This is a genomic window from Nitrospirillum pindoramense, from assembly GCF_007827955.1.
GTDB lineage: Bacteria > Pseudomonadota > Alphaproteobacteria > Azospirillales > Azospirillaceae > Nitrospirillum > Nitrospirillum amazonense_B.
On record NZ_VITR01000007.1, the window covers coordinates 1 to 20963 of the forward strand.

23 protein-coding genes and 1 tRNA gene are annotated in these 20963 nt (G+C 68.0%); 15 read left to right on the forward strand and 9 right to left on the reverse strand.

Annotation, left to right across the window (positions count from 1 at the left end):
• Both FBZ90_RS12700 and eat read left to right on the forward strand, forming a co-directional pair.
• The coding region (locus FBZ90_RS12700; protein ID WP_145732660.1) for an amidohydrolase family protein at positions 1 to 258 on the forward strand (258 nt) is incomplete at its 5' end.
• A gap of 105 nt (positions 259 to 363) precedes the next feature.
• The gene (eat, locus tag FBZ90_RS12705; RefSeq protein WP_145732661.1) at positions 364 to 1746 is read left to right on the forward strand and encodes an ethanolamine permease; all 1383 of its coding nucleotides are present in this window, start codon (positions 364 to 366) and stop codon (positions 1744 to 1746) included.
• A 31-nt stretch (positions 1747 to 1777) separates the two neighbouring features.
• Here eat and FBZ90_RS12710 read toward each other — a convergent pair whose 3' ends face one another.
• Positions 1778 to 2017, reverse strand: coding sequence for a hypothetical protein (locus FBZ90_RS12710; protein ID WP_145732663.1), 240 nt, complete (start codon positions 2015 to 2017; stop codon positions 1778 to 1780).
• A gap of 232 nt (positions 2018 to 2249) precedes the next feature.
• On the opposite strand from FBZ90_RS12710, the gene FBZ90_RS12715 reads away from it, so the two are divergent.
• Positions 2250 to 2879, forward strand: a complete 630-nt coding sequence (locus tag FBZ90_RS12715; protein WP_145732664.1) for a YitT family protein — start codon at positions 2250 to 2252, stop codon at positions 2877 to 2879.
• A 75-nt stretch (positions 2880 to 2954) separates the two neighbouring features.
• Here FBZ90_RS12715 and FBZ90_RS12720 read toward each other — a convergent pair whose 3' ends face one another.
• From FBZ90_RS12720 to FBZ90_RS12735, 4 genes are all read right to left on the reverse strand, one after another.
• Positions 2955 to 3191 (reverse strand): hypothetical protein, encoded by a 237-nt coding sequence (locus tag FBZ90_RS12720; RefSeq protein WP_145732665.1) that lies wholly within the window; start codon positions 3189 to 3191, stop codon positions 2955 to 2957.
• Between the two features lie 157 nt (positions 3192 to 3348).
• Positions 3349 to 5001 carry an EAL domain-containing protein gene (locus FBZ90_RS12725; RefSeq protein ID WP_186455785.1) on the reverse strand — a complete coding sequence of 551 codons (1653 nt, stop codon included), beginning with the start codon at positions 4999 to 5001 and terminating at the stop codon, positions 3349 to 3351.
• Positions 5002 to 5113: 112 nt separating this feature from the next.
• Positions 5114 to 6049, reverse strand: a complete 936-nt coding sequence (locus FBZ90_RS12730; RefSeq protein ID WP_145732668.1) for a S1/P1 nuclease — start codon at positions 6047 to 6049, stop codon at positions 5114 to 5116.
• 148 nt (positions 6050 to 6197) lie between these two features.
• A tRNA-Leu gene (locus FBZ90_RS12735) sits at positions 6198 to 6283 on the reverse strand.
• Between the two features lie 205 nt (positions 6284 to 6488).
• Here FBZ90_RS12735 and FBZ90_RS12740 point away from each other — a divergent pair.
• From FBZ90_RS12740 to FBZ90_RS12750, 3 genes are read left to right on the forward strand one after another with little or no spacing between them, the layout of a single operon-like run.
• Positions 6489 to 7076: a YqaA family protein gene (locus FBZ90_RS12740; protein WP_145732670.1), complete on the forward strand. Its 588-nt coding sequence runs from the start codon at positions 6489 to 6491 to the stop codon at positions 7074 to 7076.
• 34 nt (positions 7077 to 7110) lie between these two features.
• Positions 7111 to 7632: a disulfide bond formation protein B gene (locus FBZ90_RS12745; protein ID WP_145732671.1), complete on the forward strand. Its 522-nt coding sequence runs from the start codon at positions 7111 to 7113 to the stop codon at positions 7630 to 7632.
• Positions 7633 to 7642: 10 nt separating this feature from the next.
• Complete coding sequence (locus tag FBZ90_RS12750) at positions 7643 to 8266, forward strand: demethoxyubiquinone hydroxylase family protein (RefSeq protein WP_145732672.1); 624 nt, start codon at positions 7643 to 7645, stop codon at positions 8264 to 8266.
• On the opposite strand, the gene FBZ90_RS12755 is transcribed toward FBZ90_RS12750, so the two are convergent.
• Positions 8267 to 10396, reverse strand: a complete 2130-nt coding sequence (locus tag FBZ90_RS12755; RefSeq protein ID WP_145732673.1) for a TonB-dependent receptor — start codon at positions 10394 to 10396, stop codon at positions 8267 to 8269.
• Between the two features lie 254 nt (positions 10397 to 10650).
• Between FBZ90_RS12755 and gcvA the strand changes: the two genes are divergently transcribed.
• Positions 10651 to 11526 (forward strand): LysR family transcriptional regulator, encoded by an 876-nt coding sequence (gcvA, locus tag FBZ90_RS12760; RefSeq protein ID WP_145732674.1) that lies wholly within the window; start codon positions 10651 to 10653, stop codon positions 11524 to 11526.
• 24 nt (positions 11527 to 11550) lie between these two features.
• Here gcvA and FBZ90_RS12765 read toward each other — a convergent pair whose 3' ends face one another.
• On the reverse strand, positions 11551 to 12120 hold the full coding sequence (locus FBZ90_RS12765; RefSeq protein WP_416211018.1) for an HNH endonuclease: 570 nt from the start codon (positions 12118 to 12120) through the stop codon (positions 11551 to 11553).
• 270 nt (positions 12121 to 12390) lie between these two features.
• Between FBZ90_RS12765 and gluQRS the strand changes: the two genes are divergently transcribed.
• Entirely contained in the window at positions 12391 to 13254 is an 864-nt protein-coding gene (gene gluQRS, locus FBZ90_RS12770) for a tRNA glutamyl-Q(34) synthetase GluQRS (RefSeq protein WP_145732677.1), read from the forward strand.
• A 96-nt stretch (positions 13255 to 13350) separates the two neighbouring features.
• Positions 13351 to 13830 carry a hypothetical protein gene (locus tag FBZ90_RS12775; RefSeq protein ID WP_145732678.1) on the forward strand — a complete coding sequence of 160 codons (480 nt, stop codon included), beginning with the start codon at positions 13351 to 13353 and terminating at the stop codon, positions 13828 to 13830.
• Between the two features lie 253 nt (positions 13831 to 14083).
• On the opposite strand, the gene FBZ90_RS12780 is transcribed toward FBZ90_RS12775, so the two are convergent.
• Positions 14084 to 14944, reverse strand: a complete 861-nt coding sequence (locus FBZ90_RS12780; protein WP_145732679.1) for a DUF4743 domain-containing protein — start codon at positions 14942 to 14944, stop codon at positions 14084 to 14086.
• A 200-nt stretch (positions 14945 to 15144) separates the two neighbouring features.
• Between FBZ90_RS12780 and FBZ90_RS12785 the strand changes: the two genes are divergently transcribed.
• From FBZ90_RS12785 to FBZ90_RS12810, 6 genes are all read left to right on the forward strand, one after another.
• Positions 15145 to 16515: a globin-coupled sensor protein gene (locus FBZ90_RS12785; RefSeq protein ID WP_145732680.1), complete on the forward strand. Its 1371-nt coding sequence runs from the start codon at positions 15145 to 15147 to the stop codon at positions 16513 to 16515.
• Positions 16516 to 16595: 80 nt separating this feature from the next.
• The gene (locus FBZ90_RS12790; protein WP_145732682.1) at positions 16596 to 16799 is read left to right on the forward strand and encodes a twin transmembrane helix small protein; all 204 of its coding nucleotides are present in this window, start codon (positions 16596 to 16598) and stop codon (positions 16797 to 16799) included.
• A 37-nt stretch (positions 16800 to 16836) separates the two neighbouring features.
• Positions 16837 to 17403 carry a cob(I)yrinic acid a,c-diamide adenosyltransferase gene (locus tag FBZ90_RS12795; RefSeq protein ID WP_145732683.1) on the forward strand — a complete coding sequence of 189 codons (567 nt, stop codon included), beginning with the start codon at positions 16837 to 16839 and terminating at the stop codon, positions 17401 to 17403.
• A gap of 225 nt (positions 17404 to 17628) precedes the next feature.
• Positions 17629 to 18378: an electron transfer flavoprotein subunit beta/FixA family protein gene (locus tag FBZ90_RS12800; RefSeq protein WP_145732684.1), complete on the forward strand. Its 750-nt coding sequence runs from the start codon at positions 17629 to 17631 to the stop codon at positions 18376 to 18378.
• 2 nt (positions 18379 to 18380) lie between these two features.
• Positions 18381 to 19328, forward strand: coding sequence for an electron transfer flavoprotein subunit alpha/FixB family protein (locus tag FBZ90_RS12805; RefSeq protein WP_145732685.1), 948 nt, complete (start codon positions 18381 to 18383; stop codon positions 19326 to 19328).
• A 97-nt stretch (positions 19329 to 19425) separates the two neighbouring features.
• Positions 19426 to 20298, forward strand: coding sequence for a 3-hydroxybutyryl-CoA dehydrogenase (locus FBZ90_RS12810; protein ID WP_145732687.1), 873 nt, complete (start codon positions 19426 to 19428; stop codon positions 20296 to 20298).
• Positions 20299 to 20362: 64 nt separating this feature from the next.
• Here FBZ90_RS12810 and FBZ90_RS12815 read toward each other — a convergent pair whose 3' ends face one another.
• Entirely contained in the window at positions 20363 to 20902 is a 540-nt protein-coding gene (locus FBZ90_RS12815; RefSeq protein WP_246130388.1) for a TlpA family protein disulfide reductase, read from the reverse strand.
• Between the last annotated feature and the right edge of the window lie 61 nt (positions 20903 to 20963).

Sequence of the window (20963 nt, forward strand, 5' to 3'; positions counted from 1 at the left end):
CGCAATGGCCGCCTGGAGACGGCGGACGGCGTGCTGGCCGGGGCCGATATCGACATGGCGGCGGCCGTGCGCGGCGCCATGGGCCTGATGGGCGTGTCGCGGGAAACGGCGCTGGCCATGGCCTCAAAGGTGCCGGCGGACTTCCTGGGGCTGCCGGACGTGGGCCGCATCGCCCCGGGGGGCCGGGCGGACCTGGTGGAGCTGTCGCCCGACCTGGCCGTGCGCCGGGTGTGGATGGGGGGAGCCATCAATGCCTAATCGGCGGGCAATTCCTCTTTCGCCTAAAACACGGGCAAATCCCCCTCCCCCGCGCCCCGATTTCCGGGGCATACTGGTCCGGCGAACAAGATGGGGCAGATGGTCATGGGGACGGATGGGGCCGGGCTGAACAAAAGCCTCGGCGGGTGGCATCTCTGGGGCATCGCCGTGGGCCTGGTGATCTCCGGCGAATATTTCGGGTGGAGCTATGGCTGGGCCCAGGCCGGCACGCTCGGGTTCCTGGCCACCACCATCCTGGTGGCGGTGTTGTACACCACCTTCATCTTCAGCTTCACCGAACTGACCACGGCCATCCCCCACGCCGGCGGCCCCTTCGCCTACAGCCACCGCGCCTTCGGGCCAGTGGGCGGCTTCATCGCCGGCTATGCCACGCTGATCGAGTTCGTGTTCGCCCCGCCGGCCATCGCGCTCGCCATCGGCGCCTATCTCAACGTCCAGTTCCCGGGGCTGCCGCCCAAGCTGGCCGCCGTGGGCGCCTATGGCGTCTTCGCCCTGCTGAACATCGCCGGCGTCACCATCGCCGCCACGTTCGAGCTGTGCGTGACCCTGTTGGCCATCGGCGAGCTGCTGGTGTTCATGGGCGTGGTGGCGCCGGGCTTCCGCTGGGCCAACTTCGCGGCCCACGGCTGGTCGGGGGATGCCGGGCCACTATCGGTCCCGGCGCTGGGAGGCATCTTCGCCGCCATCCCCTTCGCCATCTGGTTCTTCCTGGCCATCGAGGGCGCGGCCATGGCGGCGGAAGAGGCCAAAGACCCCGCCCGCACCATCCCCCGCGCCTACATCGCCGGCATCCTGACCCTGGTCGCGCTCGCCTTCGGCACCATGGTGCTGGCCGGCGGGGTGGGCGACTGGCGGGACCTGGCCAACATCAACGACCCCCTGCCCCAGGCCATGAAGGCGGTAGTGGGGGCCGACAGCGGCTGGCTGCACATGCTGGTGTGGATCGGCCTGTTCGGCCTGGTGGCCAGTTTCCACGGCATCATCATGGGCTATTCCCGGCAGATTTTCGCCCTGGCCCGCGCGGGTTTCCTGCCGTCCGTCCTGAGCCGCCTGCACCCCACGCGGCGCACGCCGCACTGGGCCATCCTGGCCGGCGCGACCGTAGGCATCGCCGCCATCTTTTCCGATGAGGTGCTGGCCTTCGGCGGCCAGCCGCTGACCGCCAACATCGTCACCCTGTCGGTGTTCGGGGCCATCGTCATGTACATCGTCAGCATGGCCAGCCTGTTCCGCCTGCGCCGCGATGCGCCGACGCTGGACCGGCCCTTCCGGGCCCCCGGCTACCCCTGGGTGCCCGGCCTGGCGCTCTGCCTGGCCTGCCTGTGCCTGGCGGCCATGATCTATTACAATCTGGTGCTGTTCGGGGTGTTCGTCGCCCTGCTGGCCCTGGGCTGGCTGTACTGCCGCCTGACGGCCTTTCGCCGGCCGGCACGGGGGAGCGACCCGGTGCCCGAGGCCGGCCGGTAAACGCGGGGCACGCCGGGCGAGACGCCGGCGCTCAACGCGCCAGCAGGCTGTCGGTGATGCCGGGGGTGGGGATGTCCAGATCCGGGCGGCCCAGGCGCCCGGCCATCTCGGCCCGGATCACCTTCAGCCGCTCCAGATATTCCTCGGCCTCATCGCCGGCGGTGTCGGTCAGAGTCAGGCTGTCACTGCTCCACCGTTCGATCAGGGGATCGAGGTCGGCGATACGCTCCTGCAGAATACGGGCATACGCAGCGCTCTGGTTCGTGCTCATGGCTTTCCTCCTGCTGTGATGCGTCGATCCCAAGCCTTTCAAAAGCCGGGAGGGCCGGCAACGGGGCAATGGGTCAAGGCCCCTACCCCGAAAGCCCGCGGCCGGCGCCCGGCCTATGCGGTCCGACCAGGTGCGTCACCGACGCCCGGCCAAGCAGCCGCACCATTATCGAATATCTGTCTCCGACATTTCCAGTATATCATTAGTAAATATACGCCATATTGGGCACAAAATGATGCAGCCTGACAATCAAAGTCGCCACAAGGGGTATGAGGATCTGGCGGCCATGGCCATCGGCACCTTGATGGTCTCGCTGGGAACGGTCCTTTACGCCAAAGCCACCTTGCTGGTGGGCAGCATCGCTGGGCTGGCGTTGTTGTTGCATTATGTGACGGACCAGGGATTCTGGCTGTTCTTCTTCGTGCTCAACCTGCCCTTCTATGTCCTGGCCTGGCGGCGCATGGGCTGGCGCTTCACCGCCCGCACCTTCGCCGCCGTCTGCCTCGTGACCATCGAAACGCGGCTCACCCCCGGATGGGTGGACTTCGCCGTCCTGAACCCCGTCTATGCGGCATTGGCCGGCGGCGGCCTGATCGGCACCGGCCTGCTGATCCTGTTCCGCCACCGCATCGGGCTGGGCGGCATCAACATCCTGGCGCTGTACCTGCAAGAGCGCTTCGGCATCCGCGCCGGCTATGTCCAGCTGGGCATCGACGCCGGCATCCTGGCGGCGGCCTGCTTCGTGCTGACGCCGCAGCGGCTGGCCCTGTCGGTTGTCGGGGCCTTCATCGCCAACATGATCGTGGCCATGAACCACCGGGCGGACCGCTATAGGGGCCTGACGGCCGATCCGGCACGGTGACAGGGCGGTCACGCGAAGTCCCCCTCCCCGTGTCCGGGTGACCCGGGCGCGGGGTGGGGCAAGGGCGTGGCGCTGTTAACGAACCGTCATGCCATCAGCGACCAGGGGGGCCGTGCGACCATCCAGGTCCGGCCGCGCGATGCGGCTGGCCAAGTCCGCGCGCAGTTCCCGCAGGCGGCCGACAAATTCCCCAGCCTCGTCCTGGGCGGCGCCCGTCAGCAGGAAATGCCCGCTGGTCCACCGTTCAATGAGAGGGTCGAGGTCCGCGATGTGCTCCCTCAGCACGAGGGAATAGGTGCTGTACTGGGTCATGGAACACCTCCATCTTGGTGCTTCCCATGAAAAACCTTGGCGCCCGTCTCCGCAACCGCTCTCTCGTATTGGTATCCTTATTTGACGCACATCAAGTATTTGGGACGAATATTATCTGATAAAGCTGATCAGCCGGGGAACCACCGGGCGTCGCGGTTCAGCCGCCGGCATCGACCACGGTGGGGCGCCAGGCCGACGGGCGGGACAGGGCCCGCAAGTCCACGTCGCGCCGTTGCGGGCGTTCCATCTCGCGGGAGAACAGCCAGCCCTGGCCCATGGCACAGCCCAGGCCGCGCAGGCGCAGCATCTGTTCCGGGTTCTCCACATGCTCGGCGATGGCGCTGACGCCCAGGCCGCGGCACAGGGCCAACATGCCGGCGACGATGGCCTCCTCCCGCTTGTCCAGGCACATGCGGGCGATGAAGCTGCCGTCCAGCTTCACATGGTCGAAGTCCAGCGCCCGGATATAGGTGAAGGAGGCCATGCCCACGCCGAAATCGTCCAGGCAGATGGGGTGGCCCTGGCGGCGCACAGCGCCCAGCACGTTCCGGGCCCGGTCCAGGTCGCCCATCTGCCCGGTTTCCGTCACCTCGAACATCAGGCGGCCGGACAGTCCGGGCTGGGCCTTCAGTTGCGCCATCAGCGACTGCATGAACAGGTCGGACCCGACGGAAACGGCAGAGAGGTTCACGGCCAGGACCATATCGGCCGGCGCCCGTTCCAGCTCGCGCATCGCCAGGCTGCACACCAGCATGTCGACGTCGTTGATGACGCCCAGTTCCTCCGCCAGGGTGATGACAGCCCCCGGGCGGTCGCCGTTGAACCGGCTCAACACCTCCAGATGGTGCATGCGCCCCGTCTTGAGGTCCACGATGGGCTCATAAACCAGGGACAGGCGATTGCCGCCCAGGTCATCACGCAGCCGGGCCAGGCAGCCCACCGCGTCCTTGACGAAGCCGGCGGCGGCCGACTGGCCGGACAGCACGTCCACCGCCGCCGGCCCCGCCTCGGCGAAGCGGCGCAGGGCGTGCAGCAGCAGGCGCGACCGGTCGGCCCGGCTGAGCCCAAGATTATCGCTGTCCAGCGTGCGGGCATCCACCTCCAGCGGCTGGTCCAGGCCCAGCTCCCCGGCGATGTGGCGGATGTCGCGGGTGATCTGCTCGGCCAGGCCGGCCGGGGCCATGACGCCGAAACGGTGCTCGGCGACGCGACCGGCGACGCCCCCGCCATGCTGGCGGAAAACAGCGCCGATCTCGGTCATCAGCTGGCCCTCCGCCTCGGCCGTCAGACGGGTGCGGATATCGGCCAGGTTGTTCATTTCCAGGAGGGTCAGGGCGCCCCCGGCCGCCCGTTGATCCCCCTCCCCCTCCTGGGCAAGGGCGGCGTCGGCGGCGCGCGCGAAGGCGGCGGGGGTCAGCAGGCCGGTGGCGGCATCAAGATCCTGTGGGGCGGGCAGCGCCGCCAGGCCGGCGGCCAGCTGGCAGAAGGTGACGTTCAGCAGGGGGCTGGCCTGCAGGCGATAGGCCGCCAGGGCACAGACGATGACGCGACCGTCGCGGCGGCGCAAACGCACGGGCCGGGGGACGCTGCGCTCATTATCCCCCAGCGCGCCCAGGACACGCCGCGCCAGCGCCGCGTCGCCCGGAACCAGCAGCTCGGCCAAGGGGCGGCACACCAGGTCCGCGTCGCTGTAACCGGTCAAGGCCTGCACGGCCCCGGCGGCGAACCGCAACACGCCCGTGCCATCCACCTCCATCAACAGGTCGGCATTGGCGAAGGCGAACCCCAGATACCGCTCCACCCGCTTCATCCTGACGCACCGCTCCATTGGCGGGCCACAGGCGTGGCCCCAGCCGCGCAGCTTGGCGCGGACATGCTTAACATTGCATGAACCGACGACCTATGGCGCGGTGGTCAGGGGATCAGTGCCCGACGGCCTGGTTCACCACCCAGGCCAGGCGCACGCCCGCCATTTCCAGCCGCATGCGCACCAGTGGCCAGGCGGCGGTTTCATAGCCCTGGGCCAGGCGTTCCACGCCGTCCGACTCCGGCGCCCGCAGCAGGCCGTAGACGACGTCGCGGGCCAGCCCGTGGCTTTCCTCGCCCCAGGCCTGCACCGCCTTGTCCAGACCGGCGCCCTTGAACGGAGGCCGGGTAGCCGGGACCTTGGGTGTCCAGGCCTTGGCGTCATAGGCGGTGATGCCCGGCTCCAGCGTGGCGGCGGCCGCCTTGGCCTTGGCGAGGTCGATGGAATAGTCCTTGTTCACGGACAGGCCCAGCTCGCGGTCGACGATGGACCCGTCCCACACCGAATGCAGGTTCAGGTGGCCGTTGTGATCATCCCCGAAGTAGCGGACCTTGACGTCATTGCCGCCCTTGTCATGGTCGCGCTCGGCCGCATGCAGGGGCTGGTGCAGGTCGCCCACCAGATGGACCACCCATTTCAGCGCGGCCAGGCGCGCCTCCGGCGGCGCCTTGGTATCGGCCAGGATGCGGGCCTGTTCCGGCAGGCGGGCGATGACGCAATTGTCCTGGGCGCAGTCGCGGGCGGGATCGTAGGCCGGCTGGTCGGTGGGCACGTCGACATAATGCCAGGGCAGCGTGTCCGGCAGGCCGCCCTTGTCCTTGGGCAGGTGGCCCACGGTGTCCGGCCAGCTCGCCACCTCATCCAGGGTGTGGTGGCCCTCCAGCGACAGCAGCTGGTCCACCACCGCCTTGGCCTTGGGCGTCAGCCGGTCCTGGGCGATGTCGCCCACGATGGCATGCCCGTTGGGGCCCCAGGCGAACGCCGGCCCGGCGGTCAGGGCGATGGCGGCGGTGGAAACGACGGCGGCGGCAAGGCGGCGGAAGGCGGTCATGGACGATCCCGGTCTGGAGAAGGCCGCCAAATTAACCGCTCACCATTGCGCTGTCATGTCGGGTGCGACAGCCGGGCACGGGGCACGGACACAAAAAATGGCCCGGGAAGGGCCATCTTTGACGGTCAGCGATTTCAAAGGATGAAAGTGGTGCCCCCGGTCGGACTCGAACCAACACGACCTTGCGGCCAACAGATTTTGAGTCTGCCGCGTCTACCATTTCGCCACGGAGGCACCGGGCGCTTCAAGCGTGGGCGGGATCATAGCGATAGAAAGCCGGGGGTCAAGCGCCGCATGCGGTGGCTTGCATTGACAGGCGGGGCACAGGCTTGACACGCCGGCCAGGGGGCCGCGCGGTTGCGGGCGGGGGGCGCACCTGATAGACGGGTAGCGCCCGGCCCCGCCCCCTTGGCGGGGGCCCCGCTGTCGGAGATGCCCGTTGCTGCGTAGCCTGTATGACCGCACCCTCGCCCTTGCGGGCCACCGCCATGCCGTGTGGGCCCTGGCGGGTATTTCCTTCATCGAAAGCTCGGTCTTTCCCATTCCGCCGGACCTGCTGCTGATCCCGCTGATCCTGGCCGACCGCCGCCGCGCCTTCTTCCTGGCCACGGTCTGCACCGTGGCCTCCGTCCTGGGCGGCTTCCTGGGCTACGCCATCGGCTATTATTTCTGGGACGTCATCGGCCACCGCATCATCGATGCCTATGGCCTGATGGACAAGTACATGGAGTTCAAGCAGGGCTTCGATGACAAGGGCGCCTGGATCATCATCCTGAAGGGCATGACGCCCATCCCCTACAAGCTGGTGACCATCGCCAGCGGCGCCTTCCAATTCGACCTGCTCACCTTCGCCGGCGCCTCGCTGATCTCCCGCTCTCTGCGCTTTTTCCTGGTCGCCGCCCTGCTCTGGAAATTTGGCGAGCCCATCCGCACATTCGTGGAAAAGCGTCTGACGCTGGTCACCACTGTGGCCCTGCTGCTGGTCATCAGCGGCTTCGTGGTTCTCAAATACGTGCATCTGCATTGAGCCTTTGACCACCCCCGATCTTCGGACCACCGCCATGACCGCCGTCGCCCCCAGCCCTTCCGCCGCCCCCTCCCCGCTGGCCCATCCCCGCCTGCCGCAGGCGGCGCTGGTGCTGGCGTCGGTGGCGGCCCTGGGCACGGCGCTGCTATCGCAATATGTCGGCGGCCTGCACCCGTGCGAATTCTGCATGTGGCAGCGCTGGGCCTATGTCGCGGCCATCGTGGCGCTGCTGCCCGGCCTGGTGAACACCCGCCTGCGGGGCATCTCGCTGACGCTGGGCGGCCTGGCCTTCCTGGTCGGGGCCGCCATCGCCGGCTTCCACGCGGGCGTGGAACAGCATTGGTGGGAAGGTTTCACCACCTGCAGCAGCAGCATGCCCAAGAACCTGACGCTGGATCAGTTGCGCGAGCGTCTGATGTCCGCCCCGCTGGTGCGGTGTGACGAGGCGCAGTGGACCTTCCACGGTATTTCCATGGCGGCCTTCAATTTCCCGGCCTCGCTGATCCTGGGCCTGGTCGCCTGGACCGCCGCCCGCGCCGGCGCCAAGCAGGCCTGAGGAGGGTTTCATGAGCGCCACGAACACCGCCCCCCATCCTACCGCCAACCAGCCCGCCGCCAACCAGCCCGTCGGCGGCCCCGCCGAGCGCCTGGCCCGCCGCCCCCTGCCGGGCGACCTGGGTACCGACGCGCAGATCGCCCGCATCATCCGTGTGGACCAGGCGGGCGAGTACGGCGCCGCCCGCATCTACGCCGGGCAGTTGTCCGTGCTGGGTAAAAGCCCGGTGGGCGCCACCATCCGCCATATGGAGGAGCAGGAGCGCGTCCACCTCGACACCTTCAACACGATGATGGTGGAGCGGCGGGTGCGGCCCACGGCGTTGCAGCCGCTGTGGAAACTGGCCGGCTACGCCCTGGGTGCCGCCACCGCCCTGATGGGCGAGCGGGCGGCCATGGCCTGCACCGTGGCGGTGGAGGAGGCGATCGACGCCCATTATGCCGAGCAGGCGGAACGCCTGGGCCCGGGCGAGGCGGAGCTGAAGGCCACCATCGAGAAATTCCGGGCCGAGGAGCTGGAGCACCGCGACATCGGCATCGCCCACGATGCCGAGCTGACCACCGGCTACCCCGTGCTCTACACCCTGATCAAGGCAGGCACCCGTGCCGTCATCTGGGTGGCGGAACGGGTATGATCAGGGCGCGGCGCCGCCCGTATTATTCTCATCGCCGCCCAGCCTGTACGTCAGCCTGAGATAGACGATCTGCCCCGGCACGGCCAATTCCGACCGTTCCCGGTACTGCGGCGTATCGATCCACGTTACGCGCCGCACGCCATTGAGCACGTCGTTGGCGGTGACGATCGCCTTAAGGCGGGACGTCACGTCATGGCCATAGGACAGGGTCACCGACTGATAGCCGGACCGCGTGCCGCCCGTTTCCAGTGACCGGCCATGTAGTTGCGCCTGGAGTTGCAGGCGGTCGCCCTCCGCCGGCGTCCAGGTCAGGTTGACCTTGGTCAGGTGCGTGAACAGTGCGCCGCTGTAATCCCCCCCGCCGACGGGCATGGATTCCCGCAGGTGGGATAGGTCCGAACTGAGGCTGACCGCCCAGTCCGGCCCGAGATGGAAATCCACCGCCAGGTCCAGGCCGGCCGACGTGCCGCTGCCGGCGTTTTCCACCGTGGAAACCAGGGCCGTGTGCCCCGATGCCGCCGCATAGCGATAATCCACGATATCGTCGGTCAGATGGCGCGCGTACAGGGTGCCGCTGGCCGTCACCTTCGCCGCCGTGTAGGTGTAACCGGCCTCCACCGAATCCGTGCGGCTGGGCCGTAAGCCGGTGTTGCCCAGGATGGTGGTCGCCCCGACGATGGTCTGAAGCGGATTCAGTTGCTCCGTCGTCGGCCGGTCGATGCGCCGGGTGTAGCTGAAGGTAAGCCGGCTTTCTGGGCTGAGATCCCGTCCCAGGGACAGGCTGGGCAACCAGCGCAGGTCGTTGGAGTCCGGCATGCCCTCCGACGCCGCCAGGAACCGGGTCGCCATCGACTCCACCCGCAGCCCCCCCTTAACCAGCCAGGGGCCCAGCAGGCGCTGATAGCTGGCATAGCCGGCGCTGAGGGTGCGGTTGAGGCCGAAGCGCGCGGCGGGGGTGGCGCCGAAGCCGCCGGCGCCCGAATCGCCCACCGCCGCATCACCCACCGCCCCCGCCTGATAGGCCGACTGCACCCGGTCCGACTCCACCTCGAAGCCCAGCTTGAGCTGTTCCTCCCGGGGCAGCGGCAGGACATAGTCGCCACTGATGGTGTCGATCAGCTCACGTTCCGTGTGCCGCTGGCGATAGATGTCCTCCACCGAGGCCGGAACCTGGAAGAGCTGGTCGTCGGTCTGGTCACGCAGCGTCTCATGATCCTCATGGCTGGCCTTCAGGGTCAGCGTGTCGCCGCCGATCACCCCCTTGCGGACGTAGTCGCCGGTCAGGGAAGCGTGGTCGAAATGCTGGGGGGCGCGGTCCTGGGTGACGCTGCGGCTGGCCACCCCGCCGTCGGGATCATAGAGGCCGAGGTCATCCCGGTATTGGCGCGGCCGGTGGCGCAGGGCCCCTTCGCCACCAAGGCTGAGCACGTCGTGATCCGAGGCGGCATAGGAGACGGTCAGGGCGCCGGTGGTGTTGGTGTAGGGCACGAAGGTGGCGCGGTGCTCCACCAGCCAGCCCGCGGCCGAACCATCGGCGTTCTTGGCGGTCCGGTCGATATCCAGCAGGTCGTAGCGGATGTCGTCCCGCACGTCGGCCGAGCCGCTGAAACTCCAGGCGCCCACGCCGAAGGAGCCGGCGGCCGAGCCGCTGCGCCGCCTCTGTGGACCGATGCCCGCCCCCAGGTCCGCCTTGGCCGTCGGCGTGCGGGGCTTGCGCGTGACCAAGTTGATGACGATGCCGGCATCCCCCCGGAACTCCGGCCCGGGGTCGGTGATGACCTCGATCTTGGCGATGGTGTTGGCCGGCATGGATTGCAGGGCCGTCGCCAAGGGCAGGCCCCGCAACGCCGGGGAGGGCTTGCCATCAACCATCACCGTGACGGCGGCGCCATGCACGCTGACCTTGCCCGCCGGGTCGACACTGACCGCCGGCAGGGTGGTCAGGACGTCGGCGACGCTGCCACCCCCCTTGGCCTGAAGGTTGTTCGCCAGATCGTAGACTGTGCGGTCGTCCAGATGCATGGCTTCCGGCGGCGTGGCCGTGATGGTGATTTCCGTCTGCGCCAGCGCCGAGGGCGCGGCGACGGCGAGGCCGGCGATGACCGCATTTCGAAAGCCCCTGACCTTCACACTGTTCCCCCTTCATGCGGCCTGCCGCGGGCGCGCGGATGCCTACCCCCGACAGCGGGGGCCGGGAGGTCGCAAACGCGGGCGCATGGCTGGAAACGAGGGGAGAGGCCCCTGGAAAAGCGGGGCACTCCCCACGCTTTTCTCAGGTTGTCGCGCCCCCGTCAGTCGGTAATGCCTTAAAATTCCAGCATTTGATTGCCGGTGCAAACGACGATACCTTGGCGCGATCCTGAGTTTTTCTAAGGACAGGACCCATGCCGCTCAGCGCCATCTCCTTGAACGCGCTGCGAGCCTTCGAGGCCGCGGCGCGGCATCTGAGCCTGACCCGCGCGGCGGCGGAGCTGCACGTCACGCAGTCGGCGGTCAGCCATCAGGTGCGCGGGCTGGAGGAGCAACTGGGCGTCAGCCTGTTCCGCCGCAGCACCCGGGGCCTGATCCTGACCGATGAGGGCCAGGCCTTGGCCCCCACGATCCTGGAGGCGTTCGCCATGATGGAGCGGGCGCTGGACGCCGTCAGCGCGACGGGCCCGGCGGAGATCGTGAACTTGGGCGTGGTGGGCACCTTCGCCGTCGGTTTCCTGTTCGAGCGCCTGGGCGCCTTCCGCGCCCACCATCCGCGCGTCGACCTGCGCATCATGACCAACAACAACAAGGTCGACCTGTGGACCGAAAGCCTGGACCTGGCCATCCGCTTCGGCGACGGCGCCTGGCACGGGGTGGAGGCGCACCGCCTGATGGACGCGCCCATGACGCCCCTGTGCGCGCCGGCCATCGCCGCCACCCTGCACAAGCCCGGGGACCTAGCCGCCCATCCGCTGCTGCGGTCCTATCGCGCCCAGGATTGGCCAGCTTGGTTGAAGGCCGCCGGGGTGCCGGGGATCACGGCGCGGGGACCGCTGTTCGACGCCTCCCCCCTCATGGTCCAGGCGGCAATGGTGGGGGAGGGCGTGGCGCTGGCGCCGCCCGCCATGTTCCGGCGGGACCTGGAGGATGGCCGTCTGGTGCAGCCATTCCCGGTGTGCGTCGACACGGGGAGCTACTGGCTGACCCGGCTGTTCTCAAAGCCGCTGACGCCGGGCGTCCGCGCCTTCCGCGACTGGATGCTGGCCTGCACGGCCCCATATCGCTGAGAACCGTATCGCTGAGAACCGCAGTCAGAAGGGATCCAATTCCGTGTCCCAATAGAGGAAGTCGCGCCAGCTTTCGTGCAGGAAATTGGGCGGGAAGGCCCGGCCGTTTTCCTGAAGCTGGAAGACTGTGGGCTGGAACGGGGGGCTGAGGGGGATCATGCCGCATTGGTGCGGCAGACGGCTGCCCTTGGCCAGGTTGCAGGCGGAGCAGGAGGTGACGACGTTGTCCCAGGTGGTGCGTCCGCCGCGGGAGCGTGGGATGACGTGGTCGAAGGTCAGTTCCTGGGTGGGGAAAGGCTCACCGCAATACTGACAACAGAAGTGATCGCGCAGGAAAACGTTGAAGCGGGTGAAGGCCGGCCTTCGAGTCGCCGGTATGTATTCCTTCAGGCTGATGACGCTGGGTATTCGGATTTCCGCCGTGGGCGACCGGACAACGCGGTCATAGACGGAAATGATGTTGACCCTGTCCAGGAACACGGCCTTGACGGTGTCTTGCCAAGACCAGAGGGACAAGGGGAAGTAGCTGAGCGGCCGAAAATCGGCGTTCAGTACCAAGGCCGGACAACTGTCTAGTGGTGGAGACAATACCACCCCCGCGCCGTTCCCGAGGAAGGCCGGGGCCGAACCCGCGGCCAGAGATCATTGCCTTATTAGCCTTTCCCACCCGTTTCGGCAATCCTCGCCTTGGTGGGCCCCTGGCGATTTCACCATAACGTCATATGTTTACCCACAAGATGTGGGGCAGACGACCCGCCCTACCCCTTTTTGTAGGGCGGAGGGAAAGCCAAACCACGGCCGACTCGGGGCGGGGATGGGGGGCAGGGGATGGGCAAGACGCGGCCCCCGGTGGTATCAGGGGGGATGAACCAGACCGTGACCCGCTTCGCCCCCAGCCCCACCGGCCTGCCCCATCTGGGCCACGCCTATTCCGCCCTGTTCGGCTGGGACGCCGCACGCCGGGCCGGCGGCACCTTTCTGCTACGCTTCGAGGATATCGACCCCAACCGCTGCCGGCCTGAGTTCGAGCACGCCTTCCTGCGCGACTTGGCCTGGCTGGGCCTGAGTTGGCCGCAGCCGGTGCGGCGCCAGTCGGAACACATGGCTGACTATCGCGCCGCCCTGGACCGCCTTTCGGATCTGGGGGTTCTGTATCCCTGCTTCTGTTCGCGCAAAGACATCCAGGATGAGATCGCGCGGGCCGGCGCCGCCCCGCATGGACCGGAGGGGCCGCTTTACCCCGGCACCTGCCGGCATATGGACCCGGTACGGCGGGCCGACCTGCTGGCGGCGGGGGCGCCGCACGCCCTGCGTCTGGATGTCGCGGCGGCCGCGCATCGCGCCGGCCCCTTGAGCTGGACCGACCTGGAGGTAGGAACCGTGGCGGCCCAACCCGGCATACTGGGCGATGTCGTTCTGGCACGGCGGGACGTGGCCACCAGCTATCACTTGGCAGTCACGGTGGACGACCATCTGCAGGGCGTCACCCTGGTGACTCGAGGCCGCGACCTGATGGAAGCGACCCATGTGCATCGCCTGCTGCAGGCCCTGCTTGACCTGGACGTCCCCGACTGGCATCACCACCGCTTGCTGGTCAATGAGCGTGGTGAACGGCTGGCCAAACGCGACGGGGCGGCAAGCCTGGCGGCGCTGCGCAACGGCGGGGCCACACCGGATGACATCCGCTGCCGGTTAAGCATGGATCGGTGGGGAGTGGAAACGCCTTGATCAAGCACGGGGCACGCACATCTAGCCGAAGGCGCGCTTCGCTGCTCAGCGCATTTTTCGCCTCCCAGACCGAAGGCTCCGTGGTAAGAACGCCCTATGCCTGATGCTGACACCCTCGCCCATTACCGGACCCTCGTCAAAGACACGACGATAGATGGCAACACCCTGCTGTCGACGGACTACTTCAATCACTTCAACGAAGTGATCATGCTGTTGTCCATGCTGGGTGACATGCCGGAAATGCTGGACGAGATCCGCGCCTGGCACCCCAAGACCTACAAGCAGCATTTCGAGGGCAGCGGCCTGGGCTTCGCGTCGCTGGCCATCGAGGCCTACGACCATGTGCCGCCGGAATACCGCCAGCCCTTCGACCGCGTGGTGGAGGAGTTGGACGCGACCATCGCCGAAGCGGTGGTGGCGCTGGAGGCGGAACAGGACTCGCCCGAGATGCTGGGCTTCCTGGCCACGGACTATTGGCAGCGCCTGCAAAAGCTGGTCGACCGGGGCAGCGCCATCGTGCACGGCGCCACCGAACAGGCGACCCTGGATCAGGACGCGATCGACGCGTTGTTTTAAGTCCCTCAGGCGCCGGGCGGGCGCATCCGCGCCCTGGGCTGTCCTCAGTTTTCAGTCCGCTTCGCTCCCCGGAAACTTCCGGCGGACGCGGTCGCGTCCTATTTCTGAGCGCCTCAGGCGCCGGCGGGGCGTCCGCCCCTTGGCTGATCCTCAGTTTCCAGTCCGCTTCGCTCCCCGGAAACTTCCGGCGGACGCGGTCGCGTCCTATTTCTGAGCGCCTCAGGCGACGGCGGGGCATCCGCGCCCTGGAGGATCAGTCGGTGGCGCGCAGGCCGGTCACCAAATCCATGTAGTCCGGTTCATGGTCCGGGCTCAGTTGACCGTGGCGGATCAGGAAGTCGATCACCACCAGGTTGACGTTGAACTTCCAGTCATCGGTGGTGCGGACGCTATTCGCCACCCGGTCCAGGGGCCATAGCTCGAAGGCCTCGACCTCGCCATCGGTGTTGCGGGGGATGACATCACGGCTGAGCATCAGGTCGTAACAGAACAGGGTGTCGCGCCGCAGGCCGGCGGCGGTGTCGAAGACATAGGTGATGGCGCCCACCGGCACGGCGCTGCGGGCGAGGCCGGGCTCAAGGCCGGCCTCCTCATGCGCCTCCTTCACCAGGTTCTCGGTAAGGCTGAGGCCGGCCGGCTGGCCGCCGGCCACGATGTTGTCCAGCTTGCCCGGCGCCACGCCCCGGTCCCGGGCGCGGCGGCCCACCCACATCTCCAGGCCGCCATCCGCGCCCCGGACATAGCCGTTCACATGCAGGCCGAAGCCGCGTACGCCGAAGCCGGGCACCGCCGCCCGGTCCAGCCGCAACAGTTCGGGCTGCCCCCACTGCGCCACCACGAGAAAGTCCTCCCCCCGCAGGGGCGGCACCAGCCCGTCCGCCGCCAGGGCGGCCACCACCTCGGCCACCGCGCGGGTGCGGCTGCCGGCATCGGTGGGCAGCAGGTCCAGCAGTGGGGCGTCCCCTTGCGTCCAGCGGAAGGCGTCGCTGAGGCCGGCCACCCGGTCGGCGAAGGCGCGGCGCACATGCCCCACGCGCTGTCCATTGACGGCGAAGGGCAGGAAAGCCGCGGCGTCGTGGGCGTTGCACGCCCGGATGTGTCGAAGAAAGGCCATACCTGGGTTTAGCCCTGTCAGCGACCCGACGCAATGGCGCTGGCGGAAGCCAAAAGGTCGCGGCTGATTCAAATCAAATAGGACTGCCAAAAGGTTAGGGTGCTTTCCGCAGCCCCCGTTTTTTTACGGTTGATTTACCAAGCTGGGGAACTCTGGTCTGGTCGCGCACCGGGAGTCGCAATCTTTCAGGGGACAGGACCATGACCGCCAATGAGGACGCATTGCAGCGCCAGTTCCAGGAACGCCTGACCTTCCTCAACATCGACGCCGCCACCCGCGACGCCCTGCGCAGCCTGCGCCCGCAGGTGGAGCGTGAGTTGCCCGCCATCCTGGACCGATTCTACGCCAAGCTGCGCACCCAGCCGGAGATATTCAAGCTGTTCGGCGGCGATGGGCATCTGGCGCATGTGAAGCAGATGCAGATGCGCCATTGGGCGGCCATCGTCACCGGTGCGTTTGACACCACCTACCTGGACAGCGTGATCCGGGTGGGCCGGGCCCACAACCGCCTGGGGCTGGAACCGCGCTGGTACATCGGCGGCTACGCCTTCATCACTGGGGAGTTGCTGGCCATGGTCGCGGGCACGGAGCGCCGCGGGCTCTTCGGCTGGCTGAAGCCGCGCGTGGACATGGCCCGGCTGCAGCAGGCCTTGCTGCGGGCGGTGATGCTGGACATGGATCTCGCCATCTCCGTCTACATCGAAGAGGGGCGTCGGGACCGGCAGCGGGTGCTGGAAGGCCTGGCCCAGGGGTTCACCGACACCATGTCCGGTGTCATCGATGGCATCGGCACCGCCGTGGGCGGCCTGCGCGATGACGCCGGCCTGCTGACGAAGGCGGCGGACCGGTCGTTGAGCGACAGCACCCAGGCCGACGCCGCCGCCGGCGACGCCGCCGGCAACGTCCAGGCGGTGGCCAGCGCCACGGAGGAGCTGTCCGCCTCGATCAACGAGATCAGCGCCCGCGTGGCGCAGTCCAACAAGATTTCCGCGCAGGCGCTGGAGACGACGCGCCAGACCGACGGCGCGGTGCGCAGCCTGGTGGCCGCCGCCGGCCGCATCGGCGACGTGCTGGGCCTGATCAACACCATCGCCAGCCAGACCAATCTGCTGGCCTTGAACGCCACCATCGAGGCGGCGCGCGCCGGCGAGGCGGGCAAGGGCTTTGCCGTCGTGGCGGGCGAGGTCAAGGCCCTGGCCACCCAGACGGCCAAGGCGACGGAGGAGATTTCGGCGCAGGTGAGCGCCATCCGGCAGGTGTCGGAAGAGGCGGTGGCGGCCATCAGCCAGATCGGCACCGTCATCGCCGGCATGGATGAGATCGCGACCTCCATCGCCGGCGCGGTGGAGGAGCAGAGCAGCGCCACCCGGGAGATCGCCCGCGGCATCGCCCAAGCCGCCACCGGCACCGCCGGGGTGTCGGCCAGCATCGGCCATGTCGCCGACGCCGCCCGCCAGACGGGGGCGGCCGCCGACCGCGTCAGCCAGTCGTCCAGCGAACTGGGACTGCAGGCCCAGCGCCTGCGGGACGGCGCGCACACCTTCACCACCCGCCTGCGGGAGAGCGCCTGATCCCCCGAGCCTGATCCCCCTAGGAGGAATGGTCCCCAAGCCGATGGGCAAGCGGACACGCGCACGCTATAATCGCCGCCATGGGCACGTTCCTCTTCTTTTGCCTGGGCGCCACCATGCTGGCCGTGCTGGGCGTCCTTATCCTGGGCCTGTTCACCATGGCCCGGGGTGGCGATAAGGCCGGCACCACAGGCAACCGCCTGATGTGGTGGCGTATCCGTCTGCAAATCCTGGCGGTGGTGCTGTTCTTCCTGACGGCGCTGGCCCTGGGGCACCACGCATGAGCGCCGCGGCGCATGGCATCGGCATGCGGGGGTCGGCATGGTCACGCTGACCCGCATCTACACCCGCGGCGGCGACAAGGGCCAAACCTCGCTGGGCGATGGCCGGCGCGTGGCCAAGCATGACCTGCGGGTCGAGGCTTATGGCACGGTGGACGAGGCCAACGCCGTCATCGGCTTGGCGCGCCTCCACACCGCCGGCACGCCGGAGGACGCCTATCTTTCCCGCATCCAGAACGACCTGTTCGACCTGGGCGCCGACCTGTGCACGCCCGAGCAGGAGGCCCCCCCCTATCCACCCCTGCGCATCGTCGATGCCCAGGTCACCCGGCTGGAGCAGGAGATCGACGCGCTGAACGCCGAACTGGCGCCGCTGTCGTCCTTTGTCCTGCCCGGTGGCACCCCGGCGGCCGCCTATCTGCACCAGGCCCGCACCGTCACCCGGCGGGCGGAGCGGCTGGTGGCCGCGCTGGCGGAACGGGAGCCGGTGACGCCGGCGGCCTTCAAGTACCTGAACCGACTTTCAGATTTCCTGTTCGTCCTGTCGCGGTACGTCAACGGCCGCGGGGCGGGCGATGTGCTGTGGGTGCCCGGCGCCAACCGTTAAGGGCCGGAAACATGCGGGAAGCAGGGGCGTAAACCCTTGGGTTTAGGCCATATTGCAGTGCAACAGGGCAGCGTTGACAGCCTTGTGGGACAATCCTATTTTTGCCGACCACGTCCGTATGGCTCGATCCGCCGGACGGGGAAAATAACCAGAACCCGCCAGATCGAGGGTGGAGCGTCACACCGGGCGGGCGCCCTCCAAGAAGTGCCAAAGGATGGCTTGAGAATGAAGATACTGGTCGCGGTCAAGCGGGTCGTTGACTACAACGTGAAGGTTCGCGTGAAGGCGGACGGCACGGGTGTGGAGACGGCCAACGTCAAGATGTCGATGAACCCGTTCGACGAGATCGCGGTTGAGGAGGCTGTGCGCCTGAAAGAGGCGGGCAGGGCCACCGAGATCGTGGTGGTGAGCGTGGGGCCGACGCAGGCGCAAGAGACGCTGCGCACGGCGCTGGCCATGGGTGCGGATCGCGCCATCCTGGTGCAGACGGACGCGGAGACGCAGTCGTTGGGCGTGGCCAAGGCGCTGAAGGCGCTGGCCGAGAAGGAACAACCCGGCCTGGTGATCCTGGGCAAGCAAGCCATCGACGACGACGCCAACCAGACCGGCCAGATGCTGGCGGCCCTCTTGGGCTGGGCCCAGGGCACCTTCGCCAGCAAGGTGGTGCCGGCGGAAGGAACCGTTGCCGTGACGCGTGAGATCGACGGCGGTCTGGAGACGGTGGAGCTGAAGCTGCCGGCGGTGGTGACCACCGACCTGCGCCTGAATGAACCGCGCTACGCCTCGCTGCCCAACATCATGAAGGCGAAGAAGAAGCCGCTGGAAACGGTGGACCCGGCCAGCCTGGGCGTGGACCTGACGCCGCGCCTGAAGACGCTGAAGGTGGCGGAGCCGGCGAAGCGCGCCGGCGGGGTGAAGGTGGGCTCCGTCGAGGAGCTGGTGGCCAAGCTGAAGACCGAAGCGCGGGTGATCTGACCATGACGACTCTTGTGATTGCTGAGCCCTCGGTGGAGGGCGTGAAGGCCCCGACGCTGACCACCCTGGGGGCGGCCGCCAAGCTGGGCGGCGAGGTCCATGTGCTGGTGCTGGGCCAGGGCGTGGGCGCCGTGGCTGACGCCACCGCCCAGGTCGCCGGTGTGGCCAAGGTGCTGACGGCGGACGCCGCCGAGCTGGCGCATGGCCTGGCGGAGAACGTGGCCCCGCTGGTGGTGGGCCTGGTGAAGAGCGGCGGCTACAGCCACGTCTTCGCCCCCAGCACCACCTTCGGCAAGAACGTGGCGCCGCGCATCGCGGCCCTGCTGGACGTGGCGCAGATCAGCGACATCACGGGTGTGGAGGGTGCGGACACCTTCACCCGGCCGATCTACGCCGGCAACGCCATCGCCACAGTGCAGTCGTCCGACCCGGTGAAGGTGGCGACGGTGCGCGGCACGGCGTTCGAGGCGGTGGCGGCCACGGGCGGCAGTGCTGCGGTCGAGGCCGTGTCGGGTGCGGCGGATGCCGGCCTGTCCACGTTCGTGAGCCAGGAAGTGTCGAAGTCGGAGCGGCCGGAACTGACCAGCGCCCGGGTCATCGTGTCGGGCGGCCGGGGCATGCAGTCCGGCGACAACTTCCCCCTGCTGGAGGCCTTAGCCGACAAGCTGGGGGCGGCGGTGGGTGCCTCTCGTGCGGCGGTGGACGCCGGCTTCGTGCCCAACGACTACCAGGTCGGGCAGACGGGCAAGATCGTGGCGCCGGAGTTGTACATCGCCGTCGGCATCTCGGGCGCCATCCAGCACCTGGCCGGCATGAAGGACAGCAAGGTCATCGTGGCCATCAACAAGGACGAGGAGGCGCCCATCTTCCAGGTCGCCGACTACGGCCTGGTCGCCGACCTGTTCAAGGCCGTGCCGGAATTGACCGCGGAATTGGGCAAGGCGGGCTGATAAACCCCGTTCAACACCCTATCCTGCCTCTTGTTATGGGTCCCGCCGGCCGTATCCGGCGGGACCCCGCCAGGGTGGCCTTGCAAGGACAGACACCATGATACGCACGATCGGCATCATCGGTTCGGGGCAGATGGGCACGGGCATCGCCCAGGTGACATCGCTGTCCGGCCATACGGTCCGCCTGATGGACACCAGCCCGGAGTCGCTCTCCCGGGCCATGCAGACCCTTGAGAAGAACCTGGATCGCCAGGTGGCCAAGGGCAAGATCACCGAGCCGGAGAAGGACGAGGCCCTGGCCCGCATCTCGACCGGCACGGACATGGCCACGCTGGGCGACTGCGACCTGGTGATCGAGGCCGCGACCGAGAACGAGGACATCAAGCGCGGCATCTTCAAGGATCTGGTGCCGCACCTGAAGGCCGAGGCGCTGGTCGCCACCAACACCTCCTCCATCTCCATCACCCGGCTGGCGGCCTGCACCGACCGGCCGCACAAATTCATCGGCATGCACTTCATGAACCCGGTGCCGGTGATGCAACTGGTGGAGATCATCCGGGGCATCGCCACGGATGAGGAAACCTACCAGGCCATCCGCGAATTGACGTTCAAGCTGGGCAAGACCCCCGCCGTGTCGGAGGATTTCCCCGCCTTCATCGTCAACCGGGTGCTGCAGCCCATGATCAACGAGGCGGTCTACACCCTGTATGAGGGCGTGGGCTCGGTCGAGGCCATCGACACCGCCATGAAGCTGGGCGCCAACCACCCCATGGGGCCGTTGGAACTGGCGGACTTCATCGGCCTCGACACCTGCCTGTCGGTGATGCAGGTGCTGTATGAGGGGCTGGCCGACAGCAAGTACCGGCCCTGCCCCCTGCTGGTTAAGTATGTCGAGGCCGGCTGGCTGGGCCGCAAGGTCGGCCGGGGCTTCTACGATTATTCCGGCGATACACCCCGGCCCACGCGCTAAGGGGCCTACGCGCTGATCCGGCTTGACCAAAAAGCCCGCCCCCCTTCGCCGGGGGCGGGCTTTTTTATTTCTTGTAGAACTTGATCAGCGCCTGCGCCTCGGGGGAGTTCCAGTCGGCGTCGCCTTCCAGGCGGCCGATCTCCCGTCCCTCGGCGTCGATCAGCAGGGTGGTGGGCAGGCCGCGCGGCTTCAGCACCGACATGGCCGTGCTCTTGGGGTCCAGCCAGGTCGCCAGGTGGGTGATGCCGTGGTTCTGCATGAAGGGCGTGACCACGCGGGCGCCGCCCCGGTCCAGCGACAGGGCCACGACCTCGAATCCCCCCTTGCCGCCGGAGGTGTCCCCCAGGGCGCCTTGCAGCTTGTCCAGGGACGGCAGTTCCTGAACGCAGGGGCCGCACCAGGTGGCCCACAGGTTCAGCAGCACCAGGTGGCCTCTCAGATCCGACAGGTGAATGCCGCTGCCGTCGGGGCGTGTCAGCGCCAGGTCGGGAACCTGGGGATGATCCGGGGTTTCGGTGAAGGGGGTGATGCCGCCCTTCAGGACCGGGGGCGCATTACCGGCCGCGCATGCCGCACCAGCGCAGAAAACGACCGACGCGACCACGCCAATCCTTGCGAGAAACCGCAAAATCGCCATTCTTGCCATCACCCTCGTTCCACCGGCC